Origin of the sequence: Kitasatospora sp. NPDC127060 (assembly GCF_042724935.1) — a bacterium.
Classification (GTDB): Bacteria; Actinomycetota; Actinomycetes; order Streptomycetales; family Streptomycetaceae; genus Kitasatospora.
Genome location: NZ_JBHXEG010000031.1, coordinates 1 through 24,608, shown reverse-complemented (window position 1 = coordinate 24,608; position 24,608 = coordinate 1). Strand labels below are relative to the sequence as shown.

The window sequence follows — 24,608 nt, the reverse complement described above, 5'->3', positions numbered from 1 at the left end:
GAAAAGGGAGAACCACCATGACCAGCCCCCTGCACGGCCGCCACTACCTGCGCGAACTCGACTTCACCGCCAACGAGATCCACTACCTGCTCGACCTCACCGCCGAGCTCAAGACCGCCAAGCGCGCCGGCACCGAGGCGGCGCACCTGACGGGCCGCCGGCTCGCCCTGATCTTCGAGAAGAACTCCACCCGCACCCGCTGCGCCTTCGAGGTCGCCGCCGCCGACCAGGGCGCCACCACCACCTACCTCGGCCCCGACAGCTCCCACATCGGCCACAAGGAGTCCGTCGCCGACACCGCCCGGGTGCTGGGGCGGATGTACGACGGCATCGAGTACCGCGGCTTCGCCCAGGACACCGTCACCGAACTCGCCGCCCACGCCGGCGTACCGGTCTACAACGGCCTGACCGATCAGTGCCACCCGACCCAGAGCCTGTGCGACGTCTTCACCATGCGCGAGCACAGCCGCAAACCGCTGGAGGAAATCTCCTTCTGCTACCTCGGCGATGCCCGCAACAACACCGCCAACTCCCTGATGGTGATGGGCAGCCTGCTCGGCATGGACGTGCGGATCGCCGCCCCGCGGGAGCTGTGGCCCGACCCCCTGTTGGTCTCCGAGTGTCTGCTGCTCGGCCAGGAGACCGGCGCCCGGTTCACCCTCACCGACCAGGTCGAGGACGCCGTGCGCGGCGCGGACTACCTCTACACCGACGTCTGGGTCTCGATGGGCGAGGACCACGACCGGTGGAAGGAGCGCATCGACCTGCTGCTCCCGTACCAGATCAACGCCCGGACCATGGCCGCCACCGGCAACCCGGACACCGCCTTCCTGCACTGCCTGCCCGCCCTGCACGACCACCGCACCGACCTCGGCGCCGAACTCGCCGCCGAACGCGGGCTGGAGGGCCTGGAGGTCACCGACGAGGTCTTCGAGTCGCCCGCCTCCCTCGTCTTCACCCAGGCCGAGAACCGCATGCACACCATCAAGGCGATCCTCGTCGCCACCCTCGGGAGCAACTGACCATGCGCATCGTCGCCGCCCTCGGCGGAAACGCCCTGCTCCAGCGGGGCGAGCACCCCGACGCAGCCGTCCAGCAGCACCATGTCCACGACGCCGCCCGCTCGCTGGCCGAACTCGTCCTCGCCGGACACGAACTCGTGATCACCCACGGCAACGGCCCACAGGTCGGCATGCTCGCCGTCGAGAGCGAGAGCGACCCCGCCCTGACCGTCCCCTACCCGCTGGACGTCCTCGGCGCCCAGACCCAGGGCATGATCGGCACCCTGCTCGTCCGGGAGCTCGCCGGCCGACTGCCCGGCCGCGCCGTCACCGCCCTGGTCACCCACACCGAGGTCGACTCCCATGACCCCGCCTTCCAGCGCCCGGACAAGTTCATCGGCGGTCAACTGACCGAACCCCGAGCCAGGATGATGGAACTCGACCGCGGCTGGACGACGGCCCGCGACGGGGCCCACCACCGCCGGGTCGTGCCGTCGCCGGAGCCGCGTGCCATCGTCGAGCTGCCCGCCATCCGCGCCCTGCTGGCGACCGGCTCGGTGGTGATCGCCGCCGGTGGTGGCGGTGTGCCGGTCGTGCGAAACCCGGACACCGGCCTGCTGCGGGGTGTCGAGGCCGTCGTCGACAAGGACCGCACCGCCGCGCTGCTCGCCGAACAGCTCGACGCCGACGCCCTGCTGATCCTCACCGACGTCACCCACGTGTTCACCCGCTTCGGCGCCGCCCACCCGGGGGCGCTGACCACCGTCACTCCCCAGCGGCTGCGCGAACTCGACCTGCCGGTCGGCTCGATGCGGCCCAAGGCCGAAGCCGCCGCCGCCTTCGCCGAACACACCGGCAACCTCGCCGCCATCGGCCCGCTGGACAACGCCCTCGGCGCGCTCCTCGGCACCACCGGCACCACGGTCCGCGCGCTGCCCGCACCGGGCGACCGGGGCCCTTCGGCCCTGCCGACGGGACACTCGGCCCACGGTCCGGCCGCACCGCACGCGACAGTCTGAACTCATCAGGAAAGAGAACTGTGATGAACCGTCTGCAGACCGGGCCCGCCACCGACGTCCTGGTGGAGACCCGCGGCGAGGTCACCCTGGCCGCGCCCGACTACGCACGGACGAAGATGCTCGCCGTACTGGAGCGGCTGGACGAGCCGGTCCTCGCCGCCCGGGTCAAGCTCATCCAGGAGGCCAACCACGCGATGGCGAAGCCCTCGCTCGCCCAAGCCGTCGTCGACCTCAACGGCAGGCCGGTGCGCGCCCACGTGGCCGCCGCCACCATGCAGGAGGCCGTCGACCTGCTCCAGGACCGCTTGAACGCCCGGATCGCCCGCGTCCGCCACCACCGGGACCACCACCGCCACCACGCGACCGCACCGGTCGGCCCGCCGGACGGCGCTCGGCACGAGCACCGCCCGCAGCGCCACGCCGGCAGCGCGCAGGAGCGGCGGATCGTGCGGCACAAGTCCTACAGCCTGGTGCGGCAGACCGCCTGGGAGGCGGTGTTCGAACTCGAAGCCATGGACTACGACTTCCACCTGTTCACCGACGCGGTGAGCGGCCGCGACAGCGTGGTCCACCGCGACCCGGCCGACGGCGGCTACCGGCTGGCGACCACGGAGCCTCATGCCGAACCGGTGCCGGGGTTGCCGCTGAGCACGCTCGGCGCACCGCGGCTCGCCGTCGCCGAGGCGGTCGCTCGTCTGGACCTCGGCGGCCTGCCGTTCGTGTTCTTCACCGACGCGGCCACCGGCCGCGGCAACGTGCTGTACCACCGCTACGACGGCCACTACGGCCTCATCACTCCCGTGCTGTAGGGGGCGCGGGCCTGCCCGGCGGCTGTGGGGGTTCGACCGGGGGAAGTGCGGAGCCGGGGACGGTGTGGGGGCCGTCCCCGGCTTTCGCGTTCTCGGGTGCGCGTGGTGGCGAACTCGGGTGCTGGGGTTGCCCGGTGAGATACGGCTACACGGCGCCACCTGCCCTGCCGACAGGGCCGCGGAGTGCGGCCGAGGCGTCGGGTCCACCGTCCTCTACGAGCCGGGCAGACGAAGAGGGCGGTGAACGCCTGGGGTTTCCGGGGTCCACCGCCCTTGACGGCGCTTTGACTTCCTCACCCTTCGGGTGGTGACGCGGTGCCCAAGGCTCAGGCGGTCTCCAGGCCGCGATCCTTCGCGTGGGCGGGTGGGCTGGGGGTTGGCGAGGTCATGTCCTGGAGACCGATGACGGACAGGAGGCGGAGTTTGTCGGCGGCTTCGCTGCCGAGGGCGGCGGTGAGACGATGATGCGCAGGTCCGCGCCGTGGAGGGAGAGAACGTCGCAGTCGAGTTCGATCGCGCCGACCTGGGGGTCGTCGATGGTCTTGCGTCCGCTGGCGTGGTGCGCGACGGCGGAGCCGTCCCACAGTCGGGCGAAGTCGGTGTTCGACCGGCGCAAGTCGCGGATCATGGCGGCCAGCTGGCGGTCGGCCGGGTAGCGGGAGGCGACGCCAGCTCCACGAGCAGGGCCACCACGTGCGGGCCCTGGTCCGCAGTGCCTCGCGCGCCGAACTTCTCCCGGCCGGCATCGACATCGCCGTCGGCGACCTGGACGACGCCGAGAGCCTGACCGGGGCCGCCCGCGACATCGACGGCGTCTTCTTCATGCAGCTCGCCTCGCTGCCCGCGCAGGCCGAGAACATGATCAAGGCCGCCCGCACCGCCGGAGTCCACAAGCTCGTGGTGCTGTCCTCCGTCGGCACCGTCCTGGAACCGCTGCCCGTGATCGGAGCCAGGATCGCCGCCCGCGACCAGATCCTCCGCGACTCCGGGCTCGACGTCACCTACCTGCGCGCCAACGCCCTGATGTCGAACGCGACGTGGTGGCTGCCCACCATCCGCGACGAAGGCCGCGTCTACGACGCGAGCGACCCCGGCAAGACCGTGCCCGTCGACCCCTTCGACATCGCCCGCGTCGCCGCCGTCGCCCTCACCCAGGACAACCACGCCGGTTGCGCCTACATCCTGAACGGCCCCCAGGCACTCACCGCCCGCGAGCAGGTGGAGATCCTCGCCGATGTCCTGGGACGGCCCGTCGAGTTCGTTCCGGTCACCCCCGAGCAGTTCGCCCGGCAGAGCATCGAGCAGGGCACCCCGCCCGAGATGGCCGTCGCCGTGCAGAACCTCAACGAACTCTTCCGCGCCGGACGCGCCGGAGTCGTCAGCGACGACATCACCAACCTCACCGGCATCGCCCCGCGGACCTTCCGCCAGTGGTGCCAGGAACACGCAGCCGAATTCCACTAAGAAGACATCTCATTTGGGGAGTCTGCGGGTGCAGATGATGGCTGCTGCGATGCTGGCGAAGGCGGCGAAGTGGTCGGCCTTGCGTTCGTAGCGGCGATGGAGGCGGCGGAAGCCACCGAGCCAGGCCACGGTGCGCTCGATCACCCAGCGGTGCCGGCCGAGAAGACTGGACGAGTCGATGCCGCGGCGGGCGATGCGGGCGGGGATCTGCCGGCGACGCAGGTAGGAACGTATGAAGCGGTGGTCGTAGGCTTTGTCGCCGTGTAGTTTGCCGGGCCTGCGCCGTCTCGGGCCTCGCCGCGAGCGGATCGGTGGAATGGCGTCGACGAGTGGGACCAGGGCCTGGCTGTCGTGGACGTTGGCCCCGGAGACCGCGAGTGACAGGGGTAAACCGGCACGTTCGGTGAGCAGGTGGATCTTCGACCCATACTTGCCCCGATCAACAGGATTCGGGCCTGTCAGCTCCCCCTTTTCAGGGCCCGCATGTTCACCGAGTCGACCGCGCACCTCGACCAGTCCAGCTCGCCGCGCGCGCCGAGCTCGTCCAGGACGACCCGGTGGAGCTTGGCCCACACCCGCGCCCTGCTCCACTCGGTGAAACGCCTGTGCGCGGTGGGCCCGGACGGGCCTAAACAGGGCGGCAGTTGGGCCCAGGTGCACCCCGAGGTGGCGACGAACACGATCGCCGCCAGAACCTCCCGGTCGCCGTAGCGCCGTCGGCCACCTCCCTGCGGCCGGGTTGGCGCCTCCGGCACCACCAACTGGAACAGCTCCCACAACTCGTCGATCTATGCGGATATCGGCATAGATCGACCTATGCCGAGACCGCGACTATGCCGAAGATTGCCACGCCACGCCCTCGTTCGCGTGAATCCGGGCCTTCGGATCTCTGCATAGTGCCGAGGGTGGGCAGCACCTGACCGCGAGGCAGGGCGCCTTGCGGGAAGGGGGTCCCAATGGCGGGGACACGCAGGAAGGCCGGTGCTCTCGCGCCGTATGTCGAGGGGTACAGGTCCTGGCTGACGGCGCGGGGATACACCACGTTGACCATCCGGAACATGCTCAAGGATCTGGGCCAGGTCGGGGTGTGGCTGTCCGGGCTGGGGCTTGAGATCGGCGATCTCGGCGAGGCAACCGTGGAGCGGTTCCTGGCCGACCAGCGGCAGGCAGGCAGGCCGCCGTCGGCTCCCGGGACCGCGTGGGATGCGGCCCCTGCTCGCCTATCTGCGTGAGGCCGGGCTCGTCCCGCCGCCCAGGGCGGAAGTGTCGCCACTGGATGGCGTGTTGGAGGAGTTCCGCGACTGGATGACCGGCGAGCGCGGGCTGTCGCCGACCACCGTCCTGCGTTATGCGAACACCGCCCGCTGCTTCCTGGCCGAGCAGGCCATGCCGGGCGGGGTGTTCTCCCCGGCCGGGTTGAGCGGCGCGGACCTGAGCGCGTTCCTGCTGCGGGAGTGCGCGCGGGTCTCGGCCGGCTCGGCGAAGGGGAAGGTCGCCGAACTGCGTTCGCTGATGCGGTTTCTGCACCTGCGGAGGCTGATCCCGATGAAGCTCGGAGCGTCCGTGCCGCCGGTCGGAGGCTGGCGCCTGGCGGCGGTCCCGCCGACGATGTCCGCGGCCGATGTCCAGAGGCTCCTGGACTGTTGTCCGCGCTCGGGCGGTGTCGGTGTCCGTGACTACGCCATCCTGACGCTGCTGGCCCGACTGGGCCTGCGCTCGGTCGAGGTGTCGCGGCTGCGACTGGAGGACGTGGACTGGCGCTCGGGGGAGATCGCGATTCGCGGCAAGGGGCGGCGGGAGGACCGGCTGCCCCTGCCGGTCGATGTCGGCGAGGCCCTGGTCGCCTACCTGTCCGAAGCCCGTCCCCAGGTCGACACCCGTCGCCTGTTCGTCACCGACCGGGCGCCGCGCGGACCGATCCGCGCCGACCTGGTGGGCGACGTGGTGGAACGGGCCTGCAAGCGGGCCGGGCTGCCGACGGTCGGCCCGCACCGGCTCCGGCACGCCCTGGCCGGGGAGATGTTGCGGCAGGGCTCCGGGCTGACGGCGATCAGCCAGGTCCTGCGCCACCAGGACCTGGCCACGACCGCGCTCTACGCGAAGGTCGACTTCACCGCGCTCCGCGCGGTCGCCCGCCCCTGGCCCGGGACGGAGGCGGCGTGACCGGACTGCGTCAGGCACTCGATGACTACCTGCGGCTCCGTCGGTCGCTGGGGCACAAGCTGGCCGAGGCGGCTTGGCTGCTGCCGGACTTCGTCGCCTTCCTGGACGAACGTGGGCAGAGCACGGTGACCGTCGCCGCCGCGCTGGCCTGGGTCCGGGCGCGGGAAGGCGAGGCGGTGACGACCGTGAGCCCGCGCCGGATCACTGCGGTCCGCGGCTTCGCCCGCTATCTCAGTGGCATCGACCCGGCAACCGAGGTCCCGCCGCTGGGCCTGCTGCCGCACCGGCAGCGCTGGCGGCAGCCGTTCATCTACTCCGACGCCGACGTCACCGCGGTGACGGGGCAGGCCGACAGGCTCGGCCCGCCCTTGCGCGCGGCCACCTACCGCACCCTGGTCGGATTGCTCGCCGCCACCGGCCTGAGGGTCGGAGAGGCCATCAAGCTCGACCACGACGACATCGACTGGGCCGAGGGCGTGCTGCGGATCCGGGAGACCAAGTTCGGCAAGTCCCGGCTGGTTCCCCTGGACGCCAGCGGCGTCGACGCGCTCCGCCGCTACGACGCCCTCCGCGACCAGGACGTGCCGCGTCCCGCGGACCCGTCGTTCTTCGTCTCGCGCACCCGGAAGCGTCTGATCTACGCCGTCGTCGCCCCCACGTTCCGACAGATGGTGACCGGTGCCGGCGTCGGGACCCACGCCCCCAACCCGCCTCGGCTGCATGACCTCCGCCATACCTTCGCCGTCCGCACCCTGCTGGCGTGGTATCGCGACGGCGCCGATGTTCAGGCGAGGATCCCGTCCCTGTCCACCTACCTCGGGCACCGGGAACCGTCCTCGACCTACTGGTACATGTCAGCGGCCCCGGAACTGCTGGCCCTGGCGGCGGACCGCCGCGAAGGCATCGGAAAGGCGGCACGGCCGTGACCTCGATCGCCCCCACTCTCCAGTCGTTCTTCACCGACCGGCTGGTCCGCCAGCGCCAGGTGAGCCCGCGTACCGTCGCCGCCTACCGCGACGCGCTCCGCCTCCTCCTCGGGTTCGTCCACCAACGCACGGGCATCGCCCCGGAGAGACTGGGCTGGAGCGACCTGGACGCCGACGCTGTCTCCGCCTTCCTCAATTACCTGGAGGACGAACGCGGCAACAGCACCCGCAACGTCCGGCTGACTGCGATCCGCTCCCTCTTCTCCTACGCCGCCCTGCAGCACCCCGAACACGCCCTCCTGATCCAGCGCGTCCTGGACATCCCGCCCAAACGGTGCGACAAGAGGAACGTCACCTCCCTGACGGCAGCAGAGGTCGACGCCCTGCTCGCGGCACCGGATCCGCGGCGATGGGAGGGACGACGGGACAAGGCGATGCTGGCCCTGGCCGTCCAGACCGGCCTGCGGGTCTCCGAACTCACCGGCCTGGACTGCGACGACGTCACGCTCGGCGAGGGCGCGTCCGTGCGCTGCGAGGGCAAGGGCCGCAAGCACCGCGCCGTCCCCCTGGACCGCAGCGTTCAGGACCTGCTGGGGCCTGGCTCGGAGAACGCTCCGGCAAGCGCGGCGAACCGCTGTTCTGCACCCGGACCGGACGGCGCCTCACCCGCGACGCCGTCGCCCAGCGCCTGGCCATCCATGTCCAGGCTGCCGCCGCAACCTGCCCGACCCTCCTCGACAAGCGCGTCCACCCCCACGTCCTACGCCACAGTTGCGCGATGTCCCTGCTCCAGGCCGGTGTCGACACCACAGTGATCGCGCTCTGGCTCGGCCACGCTGGCGTCCGCTCCACCGACGCCTACGTCCACGCCGACATGACCATCAAGGAGAAGGCACTCTCCCTGACCGCACCGGTCACCGCCCGCCCCGGCCGCTACCAGCCCACCGACAAGGTCCTTGCGTTCCTCGACCGCCTGTGAGCCGCGAGCCCAGCCGGCAGTGACAGTCCGCTTCGATAGCCTGCAGTGGTGGCTGATGATTCGTTGAAGTTCCTGATCGATGCCGATCACGGGCAGTTCTATGTCCAAGATCTTGAGCCCTATGACGCGTGGATGGCTGAACACGCGACAGACCCGGATCTCCCGCCAGCCGGCTGGACCGAGGAAGCAGTCCACATCCACCGCATCGGGGTGGAACCGCACTCCATCTCCGTCGGCACCGCGCGGGACGACATGGTCGAATCGCTGATCAGCATCCACACGTCCGCGCCCATGATCGAGCCGACGGCTGAGCACATCGTGGAGGCGGACCTGGCTGCCCCGACTGGCCAACTCGCCGTCTCCAGCCCGGGAGTCCACCCGGAGGACGGGCCAAGCATCACTGTCCCCGCAGGGCTGTTGCGAGTCCGGGTGTCCTACAATCCCCTCCGACCCACCGGCCGGCGACACCAACGGCGGCCCCGGCGATCACTTTCTCTACCAGATCGACCTCTGGCCCACCGACCAGACGCGCGAGCTCGACGTCCTCAAGCAGGGACCGACCCCCTGGGCCGGATAGACCCTCCCCGCCGTCGACTATGCCGAGCAGAACAGCCGTCACGCTGCCCACGATCACGCTCGCCCACATCCTTCTCGGCATAGTCGCGGTCTCGGCATAGGTCTGGGACGAGACGCTCCACGATCGTCACACGTGAAGCCTACTCATTCATCCAAATGAGATGTCCCCTAAGACGCCGCGACGGACGGCGGCGGGCAATGACCAGCCGCCGTCCAAGTTTCGGCCAAGCGACAAGCATCGACGCCATAGGCAGGGAGATCAGACGCACCGAGCAGCCGGAATGTTCCCCAGCGCACCGATCACCAGGGCGCGACGACCTCCGGTCGTCCTGCCCTCAGCACGCCGCTGCCCGTTGCCCAGACTCCTCACTTCATTGCGCAGTGGACGAGCTGAGGCGACCAGATCCTTGGTGAATTCCGACCATCCTCATCACCCTCGATGTGGTGGGCGGGTCAGTCGTGCGGGACGACAGCGACCGGTGACTGGGCGTGGTGGATTACGGCGTGGGCGACCGGCCCGAGCCGCATCCCGGCGTGGTGGTGCGGGCGGCGCCGGCGGCCCACCACGAGGAGGTCCGCGTCGGCGCAGGCGTCGACCAGTGCTGCGGCGCCGCTGCCGATCCGGCTGTCCTGGATCACCGCGACCTCGGGGTACTTCTCCCGCCAGCCGGTCATCGCCAGAGTGAGGAGTTCGTCCTCGATCGCCCGGAACTGCTCGGCCTCAGGCTGCGGGGACACCCACCCGGCGTAGCCCCACACCGGCGGCGGCGTCCAGCCGTGTACGGCGCGCAGCACCGCCCCGCGCCGCGCGGCCTCGCCGAACGCGAAGTCGAGGACGTCCGCGGCGGGCTCGCGGGTATCGATGCCGACGACCACCTCGGGTCCGTCGGGCCCGGCGGAGCGCTCGGTCTCGCCGGCGCGGACGAGCACGGTAGGGGCCTCGCTGCGGGCGGCGACGGCAAGGCCGATGGAGCCGACCATGAGCCCTCCGAAGCCGCCGAGCCCGCGGGAGCCGAGGACCAGCGTGCGCGCGTCGGCGGCCGCGTCGATCAGCACGTCGACAGGCTCGCCACCCCCGATCAGCTCGGCGCGGATCTCCAGGCTCGGATGGGTGACCTGGACCGCCTGCTTGGCGTCGGAGAGCATGCGCGTCGTCAGGGCACGGACGTCGGCCGGCTGGCCGGGGTCGGCGTGGAGGTCGTCGAGCCAGGTCTGGGCATGGACCAGGCGCAGCGGCAGGTCGTGGCGGGTGGCCTCGTCGGCCGCCCAGCGGGCGGCGGCGATGCTCGGCGCCGAGCCGTCGATGGCGGCGAGCAGGTAGTCGGCCATGGGGGGATTTCCTCTCCGGGACGGGCGGGATGCGGTGATCGTGTCGGGCCGGTCTTCGCGGGCGCGAGCTGCCCGGCCAGGGCCGACCGGCGCCCGGCGGGCGGCCCGAAGGTCCCGTACCAGGCGCCAGCTCGGCCCTGGTGTTCAGGCGAAGGCGGTCCGCAGGGCCCGCAGGGCCGTGGCGGGTTCGGCCAGGGCGTGGTGGACCGGCGGGATGGGCAGGCTGAGGCCGAGCAGTTGGTGGACGGCGTGCATGGCGCCGCGTACGGAGTACTCGACGGTGAAGACGACGTCCTCGGGGATCTCGACGTACTGGCCGAGGAGGGCGAAGTTGCGGGCGCCGTGCGGGATCACGCGCGGGCGGTCGTGCACGTCGCGGCGGGCGAACTGGCTGGTGATGTAGGGCATCATCACGGTGGTGACGGTCGTGGTGGCGCGGACCTCGTCGGCGAGGTCGGCGAAGCCGAGCTGGCCCAGGAGTTCGGTGAGGATCTCCTGCCCGGTGCATTCGGCCATGGCCTTGCCGGTGTGCTCGCCCGGCGTGTCGATGAACAGGCCGTAGCCCCACAGGGTGAACACGTCGTCCCGCTGGCCGTCGAAGTGAGGCGGGCGGGGAACGACGATCGACATCAGCCAGGGCGAGTCCTTGAAGGTCATCAGCGCGCCCGTGCCAGGGGCGTTCCCGCTGAACTCCTCGATCCGCTTCAGCAGGGTGGGGCTGCGCATGGTGAGGGTGAACGACTCCCAGGCGGCCTCGGGGATGCTGCCGTTGAAGACGGCCGGTCGGCCGAAGTCCGGCGCCTTGCGGGAGAGGGTCTCCCAGAGCGTCCAGCTGCCGTCGCGCTTGTCCCGGATCAGCTCGGGCGCGGTGTGGTCATCGCCGTAGGCGGCGTCGGCGGTCATCGAACCGAGCGTGATGAACGCCAGGTCGAGGTCGGCGAGTTCGACCTCGTCATGGCGGCCCTCGCGGTCGAGGTGCAGGCGCCTGGCGCGGCGGATCCCGTCCCGCTCGGTGAAGTCGACGTCGGTGACGGTGACGCCGTGCTCGAAGCGCACCCCGTGCTCCAGCAGCCACGCGGTGAGCGGCCGGACGATGGAGTCGTACTGGTTGAGGCGGGTGCGGCGCACACCGGCCAGGGTGTGGATACGGGGGAACTCCTGGAGGAAGCGCAGCAGGTAGCGCTTGAGCTCGATGGCGCTGTGCCAGTTCTGGAAGGCGAAGGTGGTGCGCCACATCGCCCAGAAGTTGGTGGCGAAGAAGTGCTCGGAGAACAGCTCGTCGATCCGGCGCGCGCCGATCACCGATTCGGGCATGACCAGCAGCCGGGTCAGTTCGAGCCGGTCGTGCGCGTCGAGGCCGAGGCGGGCGGCATCGAGGATGCGGTGGTCGCGGTCGATCAGCCGGGCCCTGGCGTCGGTCGGCCATGCCCGGTTGAAGTCGATGATCTCCTGGCGGACGGACACCCCCGGGTCGTCCAGGGTCGGGATCGTCTCCAGCAGGTTCCAGAGGCAGGTGTACGCCTCATCCTCCAGCATCCGCCCGCCGCGGGTCACGTACGCCTGGTCCGGTGAGCTCCGGCCGTCGAGTGAGCCGCCCGCCAGGGGCAGCTGCTCCAGGATGTGGATGTTCTCGCCGGGGACGTCGCCGTCCCGGATCAGGAAGGCCGCGGCGGCCAGGGCGGCGATCCCGCCGCCGACCAGGTAGGCCTTCGCGTGACGCCCACTGTCGATCATGGCTCTTTCCCCGTCCTTGTGGCGTTCGCCTACGCTCCTCGGCAGGCGCCGCCCAGCCTCCGGCACCCGGAGTGATCCGGGCAGGGCCATACAGACCACATCCCCGGTGCCGCAGGTCCCGCCCGGTCCGTCACGCTGCGGCCGTCCGGGTGACATAGGCGGCGGGGTGGGTCGCACGTCCTTCCCACGCGGCCGGATTGTGGCCCGGTCGGCCCTGGGCCCGGCCGAACGCGTGGCGTGACGATGGGATGGTCCGCCGTCGGCGGCCGGCGAAGCCCACCGATCCCGAGGAGACCCAGCCATGTCCGCAATCGTCAGCCCGGCGCCCGGCGAGCTGCCCGAACAGGAGCTGCACGCGCTCGACGCCCACTGGCGGGCCGCCAACTACCTGGCGGCGGGCCAGATCTACCTGATGGCCAACCCGCTGCTGCGCGAGCCGCTGCGCCCCGAGCACATCAAGCCCCGGTTGCTGGGCCACTGGGGGACCTCACCGGGCCTGAACCTGGTGTACACCCACCTCAACCGGATGATCTCCCGGCATGACCTGAACGCCATCTGCGTCTGGGGCCCGGGCCACGGCGGCCCGGCGGTGCTGGCCGGCTCCTGGCTGGAGGGCAGCTACAGCGACACCTACCCGTCCGTCACCCGCGACGGCGAGGGCATGGCGAAGCTGTTCCGGCAGTTCTCCTTCCCCGGCGGAGTTCCCAGCCACGTCGCGCCCGAGACGCCCGGCTCCATCCACGAGGGCGGCGAGCTCGGCTACGCGCTCTCGCACGCCTACGGCGCCGCCTTCGACAACCCCGGCCTGCTGGTCGCCTGCGTGATCGGCGACGGGGAGGCGGAGACCGGGCCGCTGGCCGCCTCCTGGCACAGCGACAAGTTCCTCGACCCGGTGCACGACGGCGCGGTCCTGCCGATCCTGCACCTCAACGGCTACAAGATCGCCAACCCGACGGTGCTCGCCCGCCTGCCGGAGGCCGAGCTGGACGCGCTGCTGCGCGGCTACGGCCACGATCCGCTGTACGTCACCGGGGACGACCCGACGGCCGTGCACCGCGCGATGGCCGCCGCCATGGACACCGCCCTGGAGCGGATCGCCGCCATCCAGCGAGCCGCCCGCGAGGACGGGGCCACCGAGCGCCCGGCGTGGCCGGTGATCGTGCTGCGCACCCCGAAGGGCTGGACCGGCCCGCACGAGGTGGACGGTGTGCCGGTTGAGGGCACCTGGCGGGCCCACCAGGTGCCGCTCGACCAGGTCCGAACCAACCCCGCGCACCTCGCGCAGCTGGAGGCGTGGCTGCGCTCCTACCGGCCCGAGGAACTCTTCGACGAGCAGGGTCGGCCCACCGCCCAGGTCCTCGACTGCGTCCCCGAGGGCCGTCACCGGCTCGGCGCCAACCCGCATGCCAATGGCGGCCTGCTCCTGCGCGAGCTGCCCCTGCCCGAGCTGGAGCACTACGCCGTTCCCGTCGACGAGCCGGGCGCAACGCTGCACGAGCCGACCCGGGTGCTGGGCGACCTGCTCGAACAGGTGATGGCCGACACCGCCGAGCGCCGCGACTTCCGGCTGGTCGGCCCGGATGAGACCGCCTCCAACCGCCTCCAGGCCGTCTACGGCGTTACCGGAAAGGCCTGGCAGGCCGCCACACTGCCGGTCGACGAACATCTCGCCCGCGACGGCCGCGTGCTGGAGATCCTCTCCGAACACACCTGCCAGGGCTGGCTTGAGGGCTACCTGCTGACCGGCCGCCACGGCCTCTTCTCCTGCTACGAGGCCTTCGTCCACATCGTCGACTCGATGGTCAACCAGCACATCAAGTGGCTGCGCACCACCCGGACGATCCCCTGGCGCGCTCCCATCGCCTCGCTCAACTACCTGCTCACCTCACACGTCTGGCGTCAGGACCACAACGGTTTCTCCCACCAGGACCCCGGCTTCGTCGACCACGTCCTCAACAAGAGCCCCGAGGCCGTCCGCGTCTACTTCCCGCCGGACACCAACACCCTGCTCGCCACCGCCGACCACGTCCTGCGCAGCCGCGACTACGTCAACGTCGTGGTTGCCGGCAAGCAGCCCTGCTTCGACTGGCTCACCCTGGACGAGGCCCGGGCGCACTGCGCACGCGGCGTGGGGATCTGGGAGTGGGCCGGCAGCGGCGACGGAACCCGCGAGCCCGACGTCGTGCTCGCATGCGCCGGGGACGTGCCGACCCAGGAGGTGATCGCCGCAGCCGAGCTGCTGCGTCGTCACCTGCCCGAGCTGGCGGTGCGGGTGGTGAACGTGGTCGACCTGGCCCGGCTGATGCCCGCCGAGGAACACCCGCACGGCATGCCCGACGCCGAGTTCGACGCCCTCTTCACCCGCGACAAGCCGGTGATCTTCGCCTACCACGGCTACCCGTGGCTGATCCACCGCCTCGCCTACCGCCGCGCCGTCCACCCGCAGCTGCACGTGCGTGGCTACAAGGAGTCCGGCACCACGACCACCCCCTTCGACATGGTCGTCCGCAACGACCTCGACCGCTACCGCCTCGTCATGGACGTCATCGACCGTGTCCCTGACCTCGCGGTGCGCGCCGCCGCCGTCCGGCAAGCGATGACCGACCAGCGCAGCCGGCACCACGACTGGATCCGCGAACACGGCACCGACCTGCCGGAGATCGCCGACTGGCAGCCGGGCAGCTGACCCGGCCCGGCCGGCACCCCCACCAAAGGGAGATGAGCACCATGGACCTGACCGTCACCGTCGGCGTCGACGGCTCCGAAGCCAGCCTGGCCGCCGCCGACTGGGCCGCACGCGAGGCACTGCTGCGCGACCGACCGCTGCGCGTACTGCACGCCCTTCCCCTGATGCCGCACCTGCTCCCCAGCTGGAGCCGGCCGGCCCGGCCCAGCGGCGACCTCCTCCACGAGGTCCGGCACGTCCTCGCGGTGCGCCACCCCCAATTGCCGGTCCGCACCGACGAGGTCCACGACGCCGTCACCTCGGCACTGGTCGCCGCAGGCGAGGACGCCGAACTGCTGGTCCTCGGGGCACGCGGCAGCGGCGGCTTCCCGGAGCTGCGGGTCGGCTCCACCGCACTGCACATCGCCGCGCGGGCGGGCTGTCCCACGGTGCTGCTCCCTGTGGAGGAGCCGGGCGCGCACCCGCGCGAGCACGTGGTGGTGGGGCTGGACGCCCGCCGCCCCGCCGAGGCGGCACTCCACTTCGCCCTCCTCGCCGCGCGACGCTACGGCCTGCCGCTGCGGGTCGTGCACGCCGGGGCGGGTCCGGCGGTGGTGGGGGCCGGCGAGCGCCGGTATGGCGAGGCGGCCCTGCTCGCCCGGGTCCTGGAGCCCTGGAAGGCGGCCCACTCCGGCGTCGAGGTCGTCGAGGACGCCGTGGGCGGCGCACCGGGTCAGGTGCTGGTGGAGGCGTCCGCGAAGGCTCGGCTGCTGGTGGTGGGCCGCCGGGCGGCGGACGGGTTCGGTGTCCTCGGCCCGGTGGCCCACGCCGTCCTGCACCACGCCGCCTGCCCGGTGGCGGTCGTGCCCGAGGCGTGAGCGCGGCCCCGGCCGGGACCTTCGGTACCGGCCGGGGACTGGTCGGCCCCTGTGGCCGACCCTCGTCGGCCGCGAGGCTGTCTGTCAGACCCGAGGTCGGGCGCATCGGTGCCGCGGCCGCTGAACGGAGGAGGTCGTGATCATGTCCCATGCCGTGGTGGTGGGAGTCGACGGATCGGCGCAGAGCGCGGCCGCGGCCGAGTGGGCGGCCTACCAGGCCCACCGGAGCGGCATGGCGCTGCGGATGATCCACGCCGGTGGAGCCGAGCCGGAGCTGTCGGCGGCGCCGGTGGACCAGACCCAGTCGTTGCCCCGGGCGGTGCTCGCCCTGCGCGGCCACCTCGTGGAGGTGCTGCCGGGCCTGGACGTCTCCTGCGAGCACGTCCCCGGCAGCCCGGTGCACGCACTGATCGCCGCCGGAGAACGCGAGGGGCAGCTGGTGCTCGGCTCGCGAGGGTTGGGCGGGCTCACCGGGCTCGTGGTCGGCTCGGTGGCGCTGCGCGCGGCCGCGCACGCCGCATGCCCCGTGATCCTGGTCAGGGCGGGCGCGGACGGCCAGGGCGGCGCGCCCGGTGACGTCGTGGTCGGGGTGGACAGCAGCCGGCCCGGCGCCGAGGTACTCGCCTTCGCCTTCGAGGAGGCCGCCGAACGGGGAGCGAACCTGCGGGTGTTGGAGAGCCGCGATCTGCCCACCGGGGGGTACGTGACGGCGGCTCCGCTGGATCCGCCGGAGATCACGGCCGCGTTGGCAGCCGCAGCGCTGGTCCGGCTCCAGGACACGCTGACGCCCTGGCAGAAGAAGTTCCCCGAGGTGAGCGTGGAAGCCGAGGTGACCGGCTGGCCGGCCGGAAAGGCGCTGGTGGAGGCATCTCGCAGCGCTTCCCTGGTGGTGGTGGGCCGGCGGACCCCGAGGAACCGGCCGGCCGTGCCCGGGCTGGGCACCGTGGCCCACGCGGTGCTGCACCACACGCACGGCCCGGTCGCGGTGGTGCCGCACGACTGATCGACGACGCCATGGTGGCCGTGGCAGGACCGACACCCGGTCCTGCCACGGCCACCTGCGTGTGGGCCCCGGGGCGTGGCCGGCCCCCGGCAGCCTGTGAACGAGGGACCTTCGGCCCGCAGGTGTACCCCAACGGCCGCCTCCCCGTGGTGCGCCGCTCGGGAAGGCTCTCAGTGGAAGCGCGGGCGACGCCCGCCGGCGCTCGATCCCCGGACGAAGAACCGAAAGGTGGTCCCGCCATGCCCCGCCGCCCGCAGACCGAGGAGCCGGCTTTTCCCGTCCCCGCCCCGGCACCCGCCACTGCCGTCGACGCCTTGGTCACCGACGCGCTGACGGCTCTTGGGGACTACGCCGACTTCACCCAGGAGCAGGTCGACCACATGGTCAAGAAGGCGTCCCTGGCCGCACTGGCCCAGCACACCGGCCTCGCCGCCCTGGCGGTGGAGGAGACCGGGCGCGGCCTGTTCGAGGACAAGGCCGTGAAGAACGTGTTCGCCTGCGAGAACGTCACCCACGTGATGGCCCGGACGAAGACCGTCGGGGTGGTGCACCGGGACGAGATCGACGGGATCGTGGAGATCGCCGAGCCGGTCGGCGTGGTCGCGGGCATCACCCCGGTCACCAACCCCACCTCCACCACCATCTTCAAGTGCCTGCTGGCGCTGAAGACCCGCAACCCGATCGTGTTCGCCTTCCACCCCGCCGCCCAGCGCTGCTCGGCCGAGGCGGCCCGGATCGTGCGGGACGCGGCGGTGGCGGCCGGAGCGCCGCGCTCCTGCATCCAGTGGATCGAGGAGCCGTCGATGGCGGCCACCCACGCCCTGATGAACCACCCGGACGTGGCCACCATCCTGGCGACGGGCGGCAACGCGATGGTCCGGGCAGCGTACTCCTGCGGCAAGCCGGCCCTCGGCGTCGGCGCCGGCAACGTCCCCGCCTACGTCGAGAGGAGCGCCGACATCCGGCGGGCCGTCAACGACATCGTGCTGTCGAAGACCTTCGACAACGGCATGATCTGCGCCTCCGAGCAGGCCGTCATCCTGGACGCGGAGATCCGCGACGCGGCGCTCGCCGAGTTCCGCACGCTGAAGGCGTACCACGCGAGCGCCGAGGAGAAGTCGCTGCTGGAGCGGTACCTGTTCGGAGCCGGGGACGGGACTTCCTGCGCGGGGGAGCGGCTGAACGCCGACGTGGTGGGCCGCAGCGCCCAGGAGATCGCCGCATCGGCAGGGTTCGAGGTACCGGCAGACACCTCGGTGATCCTGGTGGACACGGAGCGGGTCGGGCCGACCGAGCCGCTGACCCGGGAGAGACCAGCTGCCGCGAGACCCGTCGCGGCTGGAGGAGACCATTCGGGAGCGCGAGGAACTCGCCGAGCAGATCAAGGCTTTGGGCGAGCTCAAGCAGATGGCCGCGAGCTACGGACATGACGTCTCAGGCCCGGCCACGACCGCCCGCGAGGCGGCCCAGTGGCTCTACTACGCCTATCTGGCCGCCGTGAAGGAGCAGAACGGCGCCGCGATGTCGCTCGGCCGCACCTCCACCTTCCTCGACATCTACCTGCAACGGGATCTCGACGCGGGTCGGTTGACCGAGGAGCAGGCGCAGGAGCTGATCGACGACTTCGTCATCAAGCTGCGGATCGTGCGCTTCCTGCGCACCCCAGAGTACGACGAGCTGTTCTCCGGTGACCCGACCTGGGTGACGGAGTCCATCGGCGGTATCGCGACGGATGGACGGCCGCTGGTGACGCGCACCTCCTTCCGCTACCTGCAGACCCTCTACAACCTCGGCCCCGCCCCCGAGCCGAATCTGACCGTCTTCTGGTCCACGCAACTCCCGCGAGGTTTCAAGGAGTTCTGCGCCAAGGTGTCCATCGACACCTCTAGCATCCAGTACGAGTCGGACGAACTGATGCGCCCGCGCTTCGGCGACGACACCGCCATCGCCTGCTGCGTCTCCGCGATGGCCGTCGGCAAGCAGATGCAGTTCTTCGGCGCCCGGGTCAACCTCGCCAAGACCCTGCTCTACGCGATCAACGGAGGCCGGGACGAGAAGTCCGGCGCCCAGGTCGGCCCCGAGACGGGCGCGCTCACCGACGAGGTGCTCGACTACGACGCCGTGCTGGCCAAGCTCGACCAGCAGATGGAGTGGCTGGCCGAGACCTACGTCCACGCGCTCGACGTCATCCACTACATGCACGACAAGTACGCCTACGAGCGGATCGAGATGACCCTGCACGACCGGGAGGTCCGCCGCACCATGGCCTGCGGGATAGCCGGGCTCTCGGTGGCCGCAGACTCGCTCTCCGCCATCAAGCACGCGAAGGTCAGGCCCGTGCGGGACGAGACCGGGCTCGCCGTGGACTACCTGGTCGAGGGGGATTACCCCGCGTACGGCAACAACGACGACCGGGCCGACGCGATCGCCGTCCGGCTGGTCGAGGAGTTCATGGCGAAGGTGCGCAAGCACCCCACGTACCGGGGAGCCGAGCACACCCAGTCCGTCCTGACCATCACCTCGAACGTCGTCTACGGGGGGAAGACCGGCGCCACCCCGGACGGCCGCAAGGCCGGCGAACCGTTCTCCCCGGGCGCCAATCCGATGAACGGACGCGACCGCCACGGGTACGTCGCCGCGGCCCTGTCCGTGGCCAAACTCCCCTACCAGCAGGCCGAGGACGGCATCTCGCTCACCAACACCGTCACCCCCGACGCGCTCGGGCGCACGCAGGAGGAGCGGATCGCCAACCTGGTCGGCGTGCTCGACGGGTACACCACATGCCACGGCTTCCACATGAACGTCAACGTCCTCAACCGCGAGACCCTGCTGGACGCCATGGAACACCCGGAGAACTACCCCCAGTTGACCATCCGGGTCAGCGGCTACGCGGTCAACTTCGTCCGCCTCACCCGCGAGCAGCAGCTCGACGTGATCGGCCGCACCTTCCACGGCGCGCTGTAGCCGCGCCCACCAGCACGCGGTGCCGACACCCTCCCCGACCACGGGTGTCGGCACCGCGCCTTTGCGCAAGGAGAACCGGAATGACCGAAGCCTCCGTCCCCGGATCGGCCGGCGTCGCCACACCCCCGTCCTGTCCGCCCGCGGGCAGGACGGGGGTGTGCCCGGTGACCGGCATGCTGCACTCCTGGGACCTGTCGACCGGAGTCGACGGCCCGGGCACGCGCTTCGTCGCCTTCCTGGCAGGCTGCCCACTGCGCTGCATGTACTGCCACAACCCCGACACCTGGCACCTGCGCGACGGCCGACGCACCACCGCCGACGAGATCGTCCAGGAGGCCGCCAAGTACACCGAGTTCATCCACGCCAGCGGCGGCGGCGCGACGATCAGCGGTGGCGAGCCGCTGCTCCAGCCGGCTCTCACCGGCGAGCTGCTCCACCGCTTCAAGCACGAACTCGGCCTGCACACCGCCCTGGACACCTCGGGCTTCCTCGGCGCCCGCGCCACCGACACGCTGCTCGCCGACACCGACCTCGTCCTGCTCGACATCAAGTCCTGGGACCGTGGGCTCTACCGGCACCTGACCGGGCAGCGGCTCGCCCCCACCCTGGACTTCGCCCGCCGGCTGGCCGGCCTCGGCGCAGAGGTCTGGGTCCGCTTCGTCCTCGTTCCCGGGCTTACCGACCTCGCCGAGAACATCGAGGGCGTCGCAGCCTTCACCGCCTCCCTCGGCAACGTCACCCGGGTCGACATCCTGCCCTTTCACAGGCTCGGCGCTGCCAAATGGCGCGCGCTCGACCTGGAGTTCGCCCTCGCCGACGCCCCGACGCCGACCCGCGACCAGTTGACCGCGGCCCGAGCCGTGTTCGCCGCCCATGGGCTGCACGCCGTCTGATCGCGCAAGCCACATTCGCTCCCCGGTTGGTCGAGACCAACAACTCTCGACCGACCTGGGAGCTTCGTCGTGCTCGTGGCGTGTGCCAGTGCTCGGGGCAGCGCCGATCCGGGTGGCGGGACGCTTGTGAACCTGTGCCGGAGAGAAACGCAGTGGTCGACCGCGATCGTGTCGCGGTCGGCCACTGCGTTGCGGTGGGCGGTCAGCGCAGCCAGGGGTGGTCGCGCACGACGGGGAGAGCGGCCCAGCGGCGGCCCAGCCCCCAGCCGTCGCCGGCGGAGGCGGCGGCCAGCACGATCAGCAGCAGGGCGTAGACGAGGTGGTAGTCGGCGATGGGGTTGTTGGAGCCGCTGGCGGCGCCGTTCGCCAGGTGGCGAGCGGGCGGCCACTCGGCGGCCCACATCATGGCCAGCAGCAGGGTCCCGCTCGCCGCCGCGATCCGCAGGCCGATCCCGCCGATGAGAGCGAGACCGATACCGAGCAGGCCGAGCATGAACAGCCAGTCGGCCCATGCCTGTCCGGCCCAGTGGTGGAAGGTGGACTGGAGCGGGCCGGCCGAGACGTGGCTGAGGAAGCCCCTTGTGGGTGAGCCGCCCTTGACCCAGGCGGCGGTGCTGGTGGTGGCGTAGCCGAGGCCGAAAGCCTTGTCGAGGAAGGCCCACAGGAACACGAAGCCGAGGCCGACCCGGGTGGCGGCCAGGGCCGTGCTTGCTGTCGCTGTGCCGGCGGCGGCTTTGTCGGCCGGCTGTGCGGTGAGGCGGTGGAGCCTGGCCGTGAAGCGGCGGGGCATCCGGGAGGTGCGGGCGTGGTGGACGGCCATGGTGGGTTCCTTCGCTCGTTCCGCTGCCGGAATGGTGAGTTGGTGATGTGCGAGTGTGCTGCGGTGGCGCGAGGCCGCGGGCGGCTCGGTGGGAGGTCCGGGCCCGGGGCCCGGACCTCCCACCGTCACTTGCGGTGCATGGTGTGCAGGGCCTGAGCCAGGACGTGCGGGTCGTGGTGGCCCTTGTGGACGGCCGGGGGCTGCCGGTCCAGGCCGAGGAGCTGCGCCACAGCGGTCCAGGCGGTGCGCACGGAGTACTCGACGGTGAAGACGACGTCGTCGGGGACCTCGGCGTACTGGCCGATGAAGGCGAGGTTGGTGGAGCCTTCCGGGACGACCTGCGGACGGTCGCCGTGGCTGCGGACCAGGAACTGGCTGGTGATGTAGGGCATCAGGCAGGGGATGACGGTGGACGCCTCGACGACGCGCTCCGCGGTGGCGGCGTCCACGGCCAGGTGGTGGAGGACCTCCTGGAGGATCTCCTCCCCGCTGCACTCCCGCATGGGCTTGCGGACGTAGGTGCCGGGCTTGTCGGGGAAGAGTCCGTAGCCCCACCACACGGACACGCCCTCGGGCTGCTGCTGGTAGACCGGCTGGCGGTTGACCACGACGGTGAGCAGCCACGGGGAGTCGGTGAGGGTGAGCAGGCCGCCCCGACCGGTGGCACGGCCGGTGAACGTCTCCATCCAGTCCAGGAAGGCCGGGTCCTTGGCGGTGACGGTGAAGGACTCCCAGGTGGAGTCGGCGACGCTGCGGTCGAACACCTCCGGGCGGCCGAAGTCCTCGCGGCCCCGGGCGAGTCGGTGCCACAACAGGAAGGAGGAGGGGCTGCGCGAGGTGCGCGGGCCTTCCGGCGGGGCGGTGTGCGAGCCGAGGGTGGAGTCGGCGGTCATGGAGCCGTTGGTGACGAACACCAGGTCCTCCGGGGCAACCGGCAGGTCGGCGTGGGCACCCGTGAAGTGGATGCGCTCGACGCTCGTGCCAGGCCCGGCTCGGAAGGACAGGTCGGTCACCCGGTGGCCGGTGTGGATCCGCACCCCGCGCTCCAGCAGCCAGGCGGTCAGCGGGCGGACGATCGAGTCGTACTGGTTGTAACGGGTGCGGTAGATTCCGGACATGGTCTCGAATTCCGGGAACAGGTGGACGAAGCGCCTGAGGTAGCGGCGGAACTCGATCGCGCTGTGCCAGGGCTCGAAGGCGAAGGTGGTGCACCACATGTACCAGAAGTCGGTGGTGAAGAATCCCTCGCTGAAGCAGTCGGTGATCCGCTTGCCGTCCAGCATCCGCTCGGGGGTGGCCAGGCAGGCGACCAGCTCCAGGCGGTGGCGCTCGGAGAAGCCCATGGTGTGGCCGTCGCGGATCGCCCCTCCTGCGCCGACCAGTCGGGTGGCGTCGTCCCACGGGGACTCCTCGTGGGAGTTCATGATGTCCTGCGTGGCGGAGATCGCCGGGTCGTCCAGCGACGGGATGCCGGACAGCAGGTCGTACGTGCAGCGGAACTGGGCCTCGAACATCCGCCCGCCGCGCATCGTGTAGCCCGCTTCCGGCGTGCCGCCCGCATCCAGGCTGCCGCCGGCCTCCTCCTGCTCTTCGAAGACGTGGATGTCGCTGCCGGTGAAGCCGCCGTCGCGGATCAGGAACGCCGCTGCGGACAGGGCGGCTATGCCGCCGCCGACCAGGTATGCCTTTGCCATGGGAATGCTCCTCAACTCTGCTGTTCTGCTGTGGTGTTCGGAATCGGTCGGCCGCGGCGGTGCGCCGATCGGGGTGTGGACCCCAGCCTGCTCCCGGCTGAGGTGCGGGTCTGTGGGCCATTGGTCCCGGTGGCGGAACAACGGTCCCGGCAGCTCGGGCAGGTCGGCCGTCAGGGCGCCAAGTCGCGGCGCTGCAGCAGCGGGAGCGCGGCGGCGATCCCGGCGGCCCCGACGGCGACCAGGACGGCGAACGGGCCCCAGGCGATCGTCCCGTGGGCGAGTGCGTCACCGGGCGTGTAGTAGTGGAACGGGCTCAGGTACCGCAGCGGTGCGACCGGATGCCAGGCCATGGCGATGAAGTTGACGGCGAAGCCGACGGCCCCCAGCCCGATGGTTGCGCCGATCACCTGGGCCCGGTGGCGAGCTGCGGCGGAGACGGCCAGGGCCAGCCCGGACAGGCAGAGCGTGAAAGCGCAGCCCGCCAGGCCGGCCGCGAGCACGCCGCGCAGCGGGACCGCGTGGTGAAGGTCGGGGGAGAGTGCCACGCCACCGGCGACCGCCAGGGTGGCGGCGGCGTTGAGCACCAGCGAGGCCTCGCCCACGGCGAAGGTCCGCTCGGCCAGCAGCCGCAGGCGCGAGACCGGACGGACAATCAGCAGCTCGACGGTGCCGGACTCGACGTCAGCTGCGACCGCCGCTGCCGCGAACGAGCCGATCGCCGTCAGCTGCATGGCGATCCAGAACGGGTGCACCAGACCGGCCCCGAGCAGTCCGGCGTAGCTGGCGATGGAGACATCGCCGGTCGAACCGGAGAACGCCTTCAACGCCCCCGGTCCGGCCGGTCCGGCCCCGGCGAACAGTTGCGTCGGCGGCACCGCCCGGATGACCGCCACGATCAGTGCCTCGAAGACGACCATGCCCGCCACCAGGAACGCCACCATTCGGCGGCGCCGGTACAGAGCCAGCCAGAACAAGGGGAACCGGGCTCTCACGACCGTACCTCCGCTGCTTCGACATCCTGCCGGTACAGGTCGAGGAACGCCTCGTCCAGCCCGGCCTCCTCCACCGACAGGTCCGCCACCGGCAGCGCGACCAGGAGCTCGCGGAGTCCCGCGACCAACTCCGCCGGCGGGACGAGCAACTCGACCTCGTCCCCGTGCCAGCGCGGTGACCAGCGCTCCGCCGACCCCAGCCCCCGGGCACCCAGTCCGTCGGCCAGCACCAGCCGCACCCGCCTGGCGCGCTCCTGCCGCAGGGTGGACACGGCCCGCACCGCCACCAGCCGCCCCGCCCGCACGAGCGCCACCCGGCCGCAGGCGCGCTGCACCTCGGGCAGCACGTGGCTCGACAGCAGGACCGTACGTCCCGCGTGCGACGCCTCCGCCAGCAGCGCGAAGAAGACCTCCTGGACCAGTGGGTCCAGGCCCTCGGTGGGCTCGTCCAGCACCACCAGCTCGGGATCGTGCTGGAGCGCCTGGACCAGGCCGAGCTTCTGCTTCATACCGCGCGAGTACTCCCGCACCGGCCGGGCCAAGTCGGCGACCGTCAGCCCGAGCCGCTCGCACAGCTCCGCGCGCCGCGACGTCGCGGCGCCCTGAAGGTCGCCGAGCAGTCGCAGTGTCTGAGCACCGGTCAGCTCCGGGTACAGGCGAAGTTCTCCCGGCAGGTAGCCCAGGCGCGGGGCCAGGCGC

General features: G+C 71.4%; 18 protein-coding genes and 5 pseudogenes. 15 read left to right on the top strand and 8 right to left on the bottom strand.

Annotation, left to right across the window (positions count from 1 at the left end; all coding sequences use genetic code 11):
- Positions 1 to 17: 17 nt before the first annotated feature.
- From argF to ACFWIS_RS18870, 3 genes are read left to right on the top strand one after another with little or no spacing between them, the layout of a single operon-like run.
- Positions 18 to 1,022: an ornithine carbamoyltransferase gene (argF, locus tag ACFWIS_RS18880; RefSeq protein ID WP_380454977.1), complete on the top strand. Its 1,005-nt coding sequence runs from the start codon at positions 18 to 20 to the stop codon at positions 1,020 to 1,022.
- Positions 1,023 to 1,024: 2 nt separating this feature from the next.
- The gene (locus ACFWIS_RS18875; RefSeq protein WP_380454978.1) at positions 1,025 to 2,020 is read left to right on the top strand and encodes a carbamate kinase; all 996 of its coding nucleotides are present in this window, start codon (positions 1,025 to 1,027) and stop codon (positions 2,018 to 2,020) included.
- A gap of 23 nt (positions 2,021 to 2,043) precedes the next feature.
- Positions 2,044 to 2,829: an HPF/RaiA family ribosome-associated protein gene (locus ACFWIS_RS18870; protein WP_380454980.1), complete on the top strand. Its 786-nt coding sequence runs from the start codon at positions 2,044 to 2,046 to the stop codon at positions 2,827 to 2,829.
- Between the two features lie 385 nt (positions 2,830 to 3,214).
- Here ACFWIS_RS18870 and ACFWIS_RS18865 read toward each other — a convergent pair.
- A pseudogene (locus tag ACFWIS_RS18865) lies at positions 3,215 to 3,481 on the bottom strand (hypothetical protein); the annotation flags it as partial.
- Between ACFWIS_RS18865 and ACFWIS_RS18860 the strand changes: the two are divergent.
- A pseudogene (locus tag ACFWIS_RS18860) lies at positions 3,478 to 4,293 on the top strand (NAD(P)H-binding protein); the annotation flags it as partial. The pseudogenes ACFWIS_RS18865 and ACFWIS_RS18860 sit on opposite strands and share 4 nt — an antisense overlap.
- 9 nt (positions 4,294 to 4,302) lie before the next feature.
- Here the strand turns inward: ACFWIS_RS18860 and ACFWIS_RS18855 are convergent.
- Positions 4,303 to 5,081 (bottom strand): IS5 family transposase gene (locus ACFWIS_RS18855; RefSeq protein ID WP_380455001.1). Its coding sequence is split into 2 segments (ribosomal slippage): positions 4,303 to 4,754 and positions 4,754 to 5,081, totalling 780 coding nucleotides; the frame shifts between segments, so codons are not numbered across the junction.
- 270 nt (positions 5,082 to 5,351) lie between these two features.
- Here ACFWIS_RS18855 and ACFWIS_RS18850 point away from each other — a divergent pair.
- The 5 genes and pseudogenes from ACFWIS_RS18850 (at position 5,352) to ACFWIS_RS18830 (ending at position 8,361) form a co-directional block, all read left to right on the top strand.
- Positions 5,352 to 5,525, top strand: coding sequence for a hypothetical protein (locus ACFWIS_RS18850; RefSeq protein WP_380454982.1), 174 nt, complete (start codon positions 5,352 to 5,354; stop codon positions 5,523 to 5,525).
- 49 nt (positions 5,526 to 5,574) lie between these two features.
- Complete coding sequence (locus tag ACFWIS_RS18845) at positions 5,575 to 6,456, top strand: site-specific integrase (protein WP_380454984.1); 882 nt, start codon at positions 5,575 to 5,577, stop codon at positions 6,454 to 6,456.
- Positions 6,453 to 7,382 carry a tyrosine-type recombinase/integrase gene (locus ACFWIS_RS18840; RefSeq protein ID WP_380454985.1) on the top strand — a complete coding sequence of 310 codons (930 nt, stop codon included), beginning with the start codon at positions 6,453 to 6,455 and terminating at the stop codon, positions 7,380 to 7,382. Before ACFWIS_RS18845 ends, ACFWIS_RS18840 begins: the two co-directional genes overlap by 4 nt.
- Positions 7,379 to 7,915 (top strand): annotated as a pseudogene (locus ACFWIS_RS18835) (tyrosine-type recombinase/integrase); the annotation flags it as partial. The gene ACFWIS_RS18840 and the pseudogene ACFWIS_RS18835, both read left to right, overlap by 4 nt.
- Positions 7,873 to 8,361 (top strand): tyrosine-type recombinase/integrase, encoded by a 489-nt coding sequence (locus tag ACFWIS_RS18830; RefSeq protein ID WP_380523919.1) that lies wholly within the window; start codon positions 7,873 to 7,875, stop codon positions 8,359 to 8,361. The pseudogene ACFWIS_RS18835 and the gene ACFWIS_RS18830, both read left to right, overlap by 43 nt.
- A gap of 1,029 nt (positions 8,362 to 9,390) precedes the next feature.
- On the opposite strand, the gene ACFWIS_RS18825 is transcribed toward ACFWIS_RS18830, so the two are convergent.
- Together ACFWIS_RS18825 and ACFWIS_RS18820 are read right to left on the bottom strand one after the other, a co-directional pair.
- Positions 9,391 to 10,266 carry a universal stress protein gene (locus ACFWIS_RS18825; protein WP_380454986.1) on the bottom strand — a complete coding sequence of 292 codons (876 nt, stop codon included), beginning with the start codon at positions 10,264 to 10,266 and terminating at the stop codon, positions 9,391 to 9,393.
- A gap of 144 nt (positions 10,267 to 10,410) precedes the next feature.
- Positions 10,411 to 12,000: an oleate hydratase gene (locus tag ACFWIS_RS18820; RefSeq protein ID WP_380454987.1), complete on the bottom strand. Its 1,590-nt coding sequence runs from the start codon at positions 11,998 to 12,000 to the stop codon at positions 10,411 to 10,413.
- Positions 12,001 to 12,301: 301 nt separating this feature from the next.
- Between ACFWIS_RS18820 and ACFWIS_RS18815 the strand changes: the two genes are divergently transcribed.
- From ACFWIS_RS18815 to pflA, 6 genes and pseudogenes are all read left to right on the top strand, one after another.
- A complete protein-coding gene (locus ACFWIS_RS18815; protein ID WP_380454989.1) occupies positions 12,302 to 14,686 on the top strand; it encodes a phosphoketolase in 2,385 nt (794 codons plus the stop codon).
- A 32-nt stretch (positions 14,687 to 14,718) separates the two neighbouring features.
- Positions 14,719 to 15,543 (top strand): universal stress protein, encoded by an 825-nt coding sequence (locus ACFWIS_RS18810; RefSeq protein WP_380454991.1) that lies wholly within the window; start codon positions 14,719 to 14,721, stop codon positions 15,541 to 15,543.
- A 142-nt stretch (positions 15,544 to 15,685) separates the two neighbouring features.
- Positions 15,686 to 16,546 (top strand): universal stress protein, encoded by an 861-nt coding sequence (locus tag ACFWIS_RS18805; protein WP_380454993.1) that lies wholly within the window; start codon positions 15,686 to 15,688, stop codon positions 16,544 to 16,546.
- Positions 16,547 to 16,785: 239 nt separating this feature from the next.
- Positions 16,786 to 17,859, top strand: a pseudogene (locus ACFWIS_RS18800) (aldehyde dehydrogenase family protein); the annotation flags it as partial.
- 31 nt (positions 17,860 to 17,890) lie between these two features.
- Positions 17,891 to 19,510 (top strand): annotated as a pseudogene (locus ACFWIS_RS18795) (pyruvate formate lyase family protein); the annotation flags it as partial.
- An 80-nt stretch (positions 19,511 to 19,590) separates the two neighbouring features.
- Complete coding sequence (pflA, locus tag ACFWIS_RS18790) at positions 19,591 to 20,403, top strand: pyruvate formate-lyase-activating protein (RefSeq protein ID WP_380457260.1); 813 nt, start codon at positions 19,591 to 19,593, stop codon at positions 20,401 to 20,403.
- 202 nt (positions 20,404 to 20,605) lie between these two features.
- Here pflA and ACFWIS_RS18785 read toward each other — a convergent pair whose 3' ends face one another.
- The 4 genes from ACFWIS_RS18785 to ACFWIS_RS18770 all read right to left on the bottom strand — a co-directional run.
- Positions 20,606 to 21,223: a hypothetical protein gene (locus ACFWIS_RS18785; protein ID WP_380457262.1), complete on the bottom strand. Its 618-nt coding sequence runs from the start codon at positions 21,221 to 21,223 to the stop codon at positions 20,606 to 20,608.
- Between the two features lie 125 nt (positions 21,224 to 21,348).
- The gene (locus ACFWIS_RS18780) at positions 21,349 to 22,917 is read right to left on the bottom strand and encodes an oleate hydratase (RefSeq protein WP_380457264.1); all 1,569 of its coding nucleotides are present in this window, start codon (positions 22,915 to 22,917) and stop codon (positions 21,349 to 21,351) included.
- A 170-nt stretch (positions 22,918 to 23,087) separates the two neighbouring features.
- Positions 23,088 to 23,909: an ABC transporter permease subunit gene (locus ACFWIS_RS18775; RefSeq protein ID WP_380457266.1), complete on the bottom strand. Its 822-nt coding sequence runs from the start codon at positions 23,907 to 23,909 to the stop codon at positions 23,088 to 23,090.
- Positions 23,906 to 24,608 (bottom strand): ATP-binding cassette domain-containing protein (locus tag ACFWIS_RS18770; protein ID WP_380523911.1); only part of this gene is annotated, 703 nt, incomplete at its 5' end. The genes ACFWIS_RS18770 and ACFWIS_RS18775, both read right to left, overlap by 4 nt.